Source organism: Arenimonas sp. (genome assembly GCF_019459675.1).
Lineage (GTDB): Bacteria > Pseudomonadota > Gammaproteobacteria > Xanthomonadales > Xanthomonadaceae > Arenimonas.
In genome coordinates this window covers 1-7,795 of sequence record NZ_JAIBFH010000338.1, presented here as the reverse complement: position 1 = coordinate 7,795, position 7,795 = coordinate 1, and the positions used below count along the sequence as shown (strand labels likewise).

The following is a 7,795-nucleotide window of genomic DNA, read 5'->3' as shown; positions in this document are numbered from 1 at the left end:
CGGCTTCGGCAGCAGCGGCCTCGGCAGCGGCGGCTTCGGCAGCAGCGGCCTCGGCAGCGGCGGCTTCGGCAGCAGCGGCCTCGGCAGCGGCGTCTTCAGCAGCGGCGGCTTCGGCAGCGGCGGCTTCGGCAGCGGCCAGTTCAGCGGCCAGTTCAGCGGCCGCCAGGAAATCTCCATCCGCATATTGCGACGCTTCATCCGTCGCATCGGGGCCGGCGCTGGCCCGGTCCGATTCGGTGATGGACAGGAACGGCGCGCCGGCGTCAACCGGCATCGGCGCATCGAGGAAGGCCTCGAGGGAAACGCGTTCCTGTTCGAACACGGGTTCGGCGGCGTCGGACTCGAACGAGGCTTCGTCGGCGAAGGTCGGCAGCCCCGAGATATCGGGCGCCTCCATCGGCACCGCCGTCGGCATGAGGCCTTCCGGCTCTTCCGGGTGCAGCGCCATGGGCACCATGGACTCGGGCAAGGCGTCGCGCAGATGCACGGCGCGCGCCGCCAGTTCGTGGAACTGCGGCAGCGACGGACGCGGACGCTCGAGCTCGACGATCACCTCGCGGATGGCCACGGCAGCGTCGCTGACGACGGCCACGCCTTCCTGGCTTGGCGTGGTCTGGCTGGCCAGCGAACGCTTCATGTACGCCTCGACCGGCGCGGTGATATCGGTGAGCGCGATGACTTCCGTCATGGCGAACGCGCCATTCATCGTATGGATGGCGCGCAGCAACTGGTCGGTAACCGGCTGCGGGCCGCGGGCGCGGCAGGCGTCGAGCCAGGCGTCCACGGTTTCCAGATGTCCGGCCACTTCGGGCTTGAGGATCTCGAACAGCACCGGGTCGATGGCGAACCCTTCGCCCTCGATCTCTTCGGCCGACTCGACCTCGATGCCGAACGAAGACGTTGCCGGGAGTTCGACCGGTTCGGCTTCAGCAACCACCGCAGGCGCCGGCTCGGCTTCGGACGGCGCGACGGCGGCGAACTGCACGGGCTGGTAGAACACTTCTTCGCCCGCCGAAACGCGATCGGCGAGCTGCTGGATACCCTCGAGGTCGGCGTGCACCGACTCTCCCTGCAGCGCCGCGCGCAGCAGGGGCAGCGTGTTGAACGCGTTCTCGATCAGCGACACCACCGCCGGGCTGGCGCTGCGGGTGTTGTCCAGCACGCGGTTGAGCGTGCTTTCGACTTTCCAGCTGAACTCGCCCAGCGCCTTGGCGCCGACCAGGCGGCCGCTGCCCTTGAGCGTATGGAACACGCGACGGATCGGCCGCAGCTGCTCCATGTTGTCAGGCTGCTTGCGCCAGTTCGGCAGCAGCTGTTCGAGGCTGCCGATTTCTTCCTGGAATTCCTCCAGGAACACTTCGCGGATCTCGTCGTCGATCTCGTCGCTGGAGCCATCAAAGCCGGGAATGATCGGCAGACCGGCCACGGCGGCCTGGCCGTAGGACGGCGCGGGCGCAGCGACCGGCGCCGGTGCCACGGCGGTTGTCGGGGCGTCGGCGGGCAGGTCGAGGACCTCAACCGCCTCGGCCACGGGCTCGGCGGCGGACTCGGCCACCGGCTCGGAGGCCGCCAGAACAACTGGCGCCTCGGCCGGCGCAGCCGAGGGAATGCGGCTGGCCATCGACGCCAGGTCTTCAGCCGGCAGCGGCCAGTAGCCCAGCGCCTCGAGATTCTGCTTGGCCACGTCGAGGATCTGGTCGCGCTTGGGGCGACGGTCGCGCAGGGCTTCGAGGTAGTACTCGAGGCTGGCGAGAGTGTCGGCCAGGCGGTCCATCTGCTGCCCGTTGGGCACGCGGTGGCGACGCAACAGTTCGCTTTCGGTGAAACGGCGCACCGCACCCAGGTACTTGGGCGCGTCCTCCAGCTCGAGGATGCGCAGCGCACCGGACACTTCTTCCAGCAGGCGCGGCACATCGGCCAGCTGGGCGTGGTCCCAGTGGGTTTCCACGAAGGCCACGAAGCACTGGCGGGCCTGCGCGAAGTTGGCGATGGCCTCCTTCACCAGCACTTCGAGCACCTTGCGGGCCTCGTTGCTGGGCAACACCGATTCGTCAGGCGCGGTGGCGCTGGCGGCGCCGTCGTCGGATTCGCCAAGGCGGGCGACCTGGTCGTCAAGCGAGGCTTCGACGTAAAGCAGCGCGCCGGCGATGTCGAGCAGGCTGGACTCATCCGCCACGCGTTCGCCGCTGACCAGGGCATGGATGGCGTTGCGCTGGTCCTGGACCACGCGGCGCGGGACGCCCAGGCCCAGCATGCCCAGCGTGTCGGCTACCCGGTCGAGCGCCTCGACCTGGTCGTTCAGCGCATCCGCGGGTGCGTCGCTGGTGCGCAGGTGCAAATCGAGCGCGTCCTTCACGCGCAGCAGGTCTTCCTTGATGGCCGCCGCGACCGTGGACAGCAGCGCCCGGTTGCGGCCGCTGAGGCTGCCGCGGGCATGGGCCAGCTCGGACTCGCTGGGCATGTATTCGCCCAGGCCAAACACAGTGCGGATTTCGCCAATGCGGCCATGGTCGGTAGGCGCGTGCGCGACGAAATACAGCAGCTGGCGCGTCAGCTCCAGCGGGGGATCGGTGCGGAACGCGGCATCGCCGCCGTCGGCCAGGCGCTTGATCTCGCGCTCGACCTTGGCCAGCGCCTGCTTGAGCGGCTTGGTGGCTTCGAAGGCGTTCTTGGCCAGCGCGTCCAGGGTGCCAGCGGCAACCCAGAACAGGCGGCGGGCGTGTTCGGCGTCGGTGATGGGAACCAGCTGTTCACAGACGTCGGTGAGGTCGCGGATGGTCGCGGCGCTGTTGTCGTCCTTGAGCCAGCGAAGCAGCGCGCCCTGGAACAGGTTGCGCAGGGTATCGGCGCGGCGCTTGAGCTCGTCAACCGCCAGCGGGGAAGCCGGACCATCGGCGCTGGGCGGCAGCGGACGCGACAGGTCGGGGGAAAACAGCACCGATTCGGACAGGCCTTTCTCGCCGCGCGGCTCGCGCAGCTCGTTGAGCAGCGGCAGCAGGACGATGGGAATGTCGCGGTGGCCACTCTGCAGCCGCTCGAGGTAATCGGGCAGCTGCACGATGCCGCGCATCAGCGCGGCATAGCCGGTTTCACGCTCGGCGACGCGGTTGTCCGCCAGGGCCTGGGCCAGCTGCTCCATTTCCTCGGCGACCATGGCGGCGCCGTAGAGTTCGACCATGCGCAGGGTTCCCTGCACCTGGTGCAGGTAGTTCACGCAGGCCTTGAGCTGGCCGGGATCCTCGCCCTCCTCGACGTAAGCCTCCAGCGCCTGGCGAGCCTGGCGCAGGGTTTCGTCGAGCTCGGGCTTGACCCAAGTGAGCGTGGTGAAATCGATGTTCTCGTGAAGCCTCATGCCGAGGTCCTGTCAGGGCACGGACGCCTGGTCGGGCGGCCGCGCCGTGGAAATTCCATTGACCCAACGGTTCCGGGCATCAGCCCGGCAGCTTGAAGTCCGCGACCGATCGACGCAGGTCGGCAGCCAGCTGAGCGAGGTTTCCGATCGACTCCGCCGTCTGGTTCGCACCGTGCGAGGTCTGGGTGGTGATCTCCTGAATCACGCTCATGGTGGCCGTGATGCTGGTTGCCGCGTTGGACTGCTGGCGCGCCGCCTGGGAGATGTTCTGGATGAGGTCGGCGAGGTCGTTGGAGACCTTTTCGATCTCGCCCAGGGCCAGGCCGGCGTCCTCGGCCAGACGGGCACCGGCGACCACTTCCGCGGTCGTCTGTTCCATCGAGCTCACGGCTTCGTTGGTGTCGGACTGAATGGTTTGGACCAGGGCTTCGATTCGCTTGGTCGCGTTCGAAGCGCGTTCCGCGAGTCGCTGCACTTCGTCGGCCACCACCGCGAAGCCTCGGCCGGCTTCACCGGCGGAGGCTGCCTGGATGGCGGCGTTCAGTGCCAGGATGTTGGTCTGCTCGGAGATGTCGTTGATCAGTTCCACGATCGAGCCGATTTCCTGCGAGCTTTCGCCCAGGCGCTTGATTCGCTTGGACGTCTCCTGGATCTGGTCACGGATGTTGTCCATGCCCTGGATCGTCTGGCGCACCACTTCGGCGCCCTTGGCGGCGATCTGCACGGAGCGCTGCGCCACGTCGGCAGATTCGACCGAGTTCTTGGACACCTCGTCGATGGACGACGCCATTTCATTGATTTGCGCCGAAGCCGAGGCGATCTGCTGGGCCTGGTGTTCGGCGGCTTCCGCCAGGTGCATCGCAGTGGCCTGCGTTTCCTGGGCGGCGGCGGCGACCTGCACGGCCGTCTCGTTGATGGTGGACACCAGCGATCGCAGCGCTTCCACCGCGAAGTTGATGGAGTCGGCGATGGCGCCGGTGATGTCTTCGGTAACCGTGGCCTTGACCGTCAGGTCGCCTTCGGCCAGCGAGCCCATTTCGTCCAGCAGCCTCAGGATGGCCTCCTGGTTGCGCTGGTTGAGCTCCTGGGTGGTGCCGAGGCGGCGACGCTGGTCGCGGAAGATGGTGCCGAGCAGGAAGAACAGGCCGACCACGGCGCCGATGCCGCCACCCATGGCCCAGTAGTTGTTGGGGAAGACGCGGGCGAAGTTGATGTTGTCGAAGCTGGTGAACAGCGCCTGGCCGTTCTCCAGCAGCACGTTGGACTCTTCCGAGATCTGCGTGGCCGATTCCTGCACTTCCGCCAGGTCGGCCGAGGCGCCCAGAACCACGTCCAGGTCGGCCTGGGCGTCGGTCCACTGGGCTTCCACTGCGTCCAGCGCGGCAAGGCCGGCGGTGGTCTCCAGGCGGTTCACGCCGGTCTCCACGTTGCCGTTGCGCAGGCCGTCGAGCACGTTGGCGAACACCGTGGCGTCGCGCGAAAGCGCATCGGCCGCCGACATCGTGTTGTCACCGCCGGCGACGATTTCCGTCACGCGGCGCGACATGCGGTCGGCGAGCACGATCTGGCGGTTGGCGATGGAAATCTGCGAAGCCGAGGCGTTGGCGTCGGACAGGGCCCGCACCACCTCATCGAGCTGGAAGGCCAGTCGCGGCACCCGGGCGGTGAACTGCGCGGCGGTGTCGGCGAGGTTGAGCACCTTGTCTTCGCTCTGCTCGATCCGGGTGGCGGCGTCCGCCATCGGCTGCCAGGTCTCGGTGACCTTGCCGAGCGCGCTGCTGACACCCAGCGCGTTGGGGTTGCCCTCGTAGCCATCCACGCCCTCGGCGGCACTGCCGGTTCGCAGTGCGGCGACGATCGAGTCGATGCGGGTCTTGGTCGCCTTGAACTCGGTGAAGGCGTCGGCGTTGCCGTCGACGGCTTCCTGCGTGTACTTCGCCAACTGCTGCGACAGCACCTGCAGGTCGGCGGTCAGGGCCTGGGCCTTGTCCTCTCGACCGGCGAGGTAACCGGCGTAGATGAAGTTCGCGCCGAGTACCGCGAGCGAGACGATCAGCACAATCGCCCAGAAGCGCAGGCCGATGTTGGTTAGCGTGTCGGTGAACGAGCGCGGATTAGTGCTCATGAGTGGACCTCAACCCCTGTTTTTAAGACAAAAAGTACAAAAATCACAAAGTGCCACTTTTCAAGCAGTGGCCTGGCGGAATTCCGGGGTACGGGTCAACAGGTTCATGTTGAACACCCCCCATGTCTGGTCGGCAAGGCGGTAGGCCTGGCCGACAAAATGACCGTAACGACCGTCACCCTCGCCGGCCATCTCGGCCCGGTGGGTGTCGTTGAAAGTTCGCTGGCCGAACAGTTCGTCGATGATCACAGCAACGTTGCCGCCCGACTGCCGGATCACCAGGCAGCGCTGCCCCTCGTGCACCACCGTGCGCTCGCCCTCGAGGAACTGCTTGAGGTCAACCACCGGCAGCAGGCTGCCGCGCACGTTGGCCACGCCCAGCATCCAGGGGTGCGCACCCGGCACGCCGGTGACCGGCGGCAACGGCAGGATTTCCACCACTTCGTCGAACGAAGACACCAGGCGACGCTGGCCGAGCCGGAAACCGACGCCGCGCCAATGCCCGGCCGCTTCGACAGTCTCGGGACGACCCGGGTCGTGCGCCAGCGAGCGGACTTCGTAGTCCAGCAGCGTTTCGAATGGCCCCGGGCGCTTGGTGTGCTGTGGCTTGGCCATGGTCGCGACCTCAGCCGGCGGGAACGTACTTGCGGATGGCCGTAAGCAGCTCATCGCGGGTGAAGGGCTTGGTCAGGTACTGCTCGGAGCCAACGATGCGACCGCGGGCCTTGTCGAACAGCCCGTCCTTGGACGACAGCATGATCACCGGCGTGGACTTGAACATCTGGTTGTTCTTGATCAGCGCGCAGGTCTGGTAGCCGTCCAGACGCGGCATCATGATGTCGACGAAGACGATTTGCGGCTGATGGTCGGCGATCTTGGAAAGGGCTTCGAAGCCGTCCGTGGCCGTGACGACGTCGCAACCCTCCTTCTTTAGCAGGGTCTCTGCCGTCCGACGGATGGTTTTCGAGTCGTCAATGACCATGACCCGCAAGCCGGCCAGGTGGTTCTCTTCCATCTCACTCCCCATTACTGTGCTTTCCCTGGCAGCGCCGACCCCAGTCCGGGGGCCGCCGTTCTATTAGCTTATATCCCAGCCGGGCGCGAATGTGTCAAGCGCGTCCCAGTCCTGGCGTGACCCAGCGCACGATCCGGGGGCGCCCTGATAGGCTAAGGCCCCATACCGAGAAGTTGCAGGCGCTGATGGCATTGGACGTAGCCGTGGTCATGGACCCGATCGGAAAGATCAAGATCGGGAAGGATACTAGCTTTGCCATGATGCTTGAGGCGCAGCGTCGCGGGCATCGCGTGCATTACGTGCTGCACGGCGGACTCTCGCTGGATGGCCCCCGGGCGATGGCGCGAATGGCCACGGCCGAGCTTCGCGATGATCCCGCCGACTGGTTCAGCCTGGGCCCCACCCTGAATCGGCCGCTGGCGGACATGGATGTGGTGCTGATGCGGACCGACCCGCCGGTGGACGCCGACTTCCTGCACGACACCCACATCCTGTCGGTCGCCCAGGACGAGGGCGTGCTGGTGGTGAACGACCCCCGCGGCCTGCGCGATCTCAACGAGAAGCTGGGCGCCCTGATGTTCCCCCAGTGCTGCCCGCCCACCCGGGTTTCGCGCGATGCCGCCGAGCTCAGGGCGTTCGTGGCCGAACAGGGCGAGGCCGTGCTCAAACCCCTGGACGGCATGGGCGGGCGCTCCATCTTCCGGGTGCGGCACGGGGATCCGAACCTGAACGTGATTCTGGAAACCCTGACCGACAGCGGCCGCCACCTGGCGCTGGCCCAGCGCTTCCTCCCGGAAATCAAGGACGGCGACAAGCGCATCCTGCTGGTGGACGGCGAGCCGGTGCCCTTCTGCCTGGCCCGCATTCCCCAGGGCGACGAGTTCCGGGGCAACCTGGCCGCAGGCGGCCGCGGCGAGGGTCGCCCGCTGTCCGACCGCGACCGCTGGATCGCGGCGCAGGTGGGACCCGAGCTCAAGCGCCGGGGCATGCTGTTCGTCGGCCTGGACGTCATCGGCGACTGGCTCACCGAGGTCAACGTCACCAGCCCGACCTGCGTGCGCGAACTCGACGCCCAGTTCGGCCTGAACATCGCCGGCCAGCTGTTCGACGCCATCGAGGCCCGGCGGGCCGGCCGGGACTGAGGTGGCCGCGGCACCCACCATCGGCCCGGGCGAGCGGCTCAGCGCCACGCTGGCGCTGTCGCTGGTGGCGTTCGGCGTGCTGATCCTGGGCGTGGGGGGCACCGGCAAGCAACTGGTGGGGCGGTCACTGCAAAATCTCTCGCGACGGGCCAAGGCGCCGA

The 7,795-nt window shown here is 67.3% G+C and carries 5 protein-coding genes; 1 reads left to right on the top strand and 4 read right to left on the bottom strand.

Annotation, left to right across the window (positions count from 1 at the left end; genetic code table 11):
• The 4 genes from K0M70_RS11345 to pilG all read right to left on the bottom strand — a co-directional run.
• A partial coding sequence (locus K0M70_RS11345) for an Hpt domain-containing protein (protein WP_290781967.1) occupies positions 1–3,352 on the bottom strand: 3,352 nt, incomplete at its 3' end.
• 79 nt (positions 3,353–3,431) lie between these two features.
• Entirely contained in the window at positions 3,432–5,477 is a 2,046-nt protein-coding gene (locus K0M70_RS11340) for a methyl-accepting chemotaxis protein (protein ID WP_290781966.1), read from the bottom strand.
• Positions 5,478–5,537: 60 nt separating this feature from the next.
• The gene (locus K0M70_RS11335) at positions 5,538–6,092 is read right to left on the bottom strand and encodes a chemotaxis protein CheW (RefSeq protein ID WP_290781965.1); all 555 of its coding nucleotides are present in this window, start codon (positions 6,090–6,092) and stop codon (positions 5,538–5,540) included.
• 10 nt (positions 6,093–6,102) lie between these two features.
• Entirely contained in the window at positions 6,103–6,492 is a 390-nt protein-coding gene (gene pilG, locus K0M70_RS11330) for a twitching motility response regulator PilG (protein ID WP_290781964.1), read from the bottom strand.
• Between the two features lie 185 nt (positions 6,493–6,677).
• On the opposite strand from pilG, the gene gshB reads away from it, so the two are divergent.
• A complete protein-coding gene (gshB, locus tag K0M70_RS11325) occupies positions 6,678–7,634 on the top strand; it encodes a glutathione synthase (protein WP_290781963.1) in 957 nt (318 codons plus the stop codon).
• The last annotated feature ends 161 nt before the right edge of the window (positions 7,635–7,795 follow it).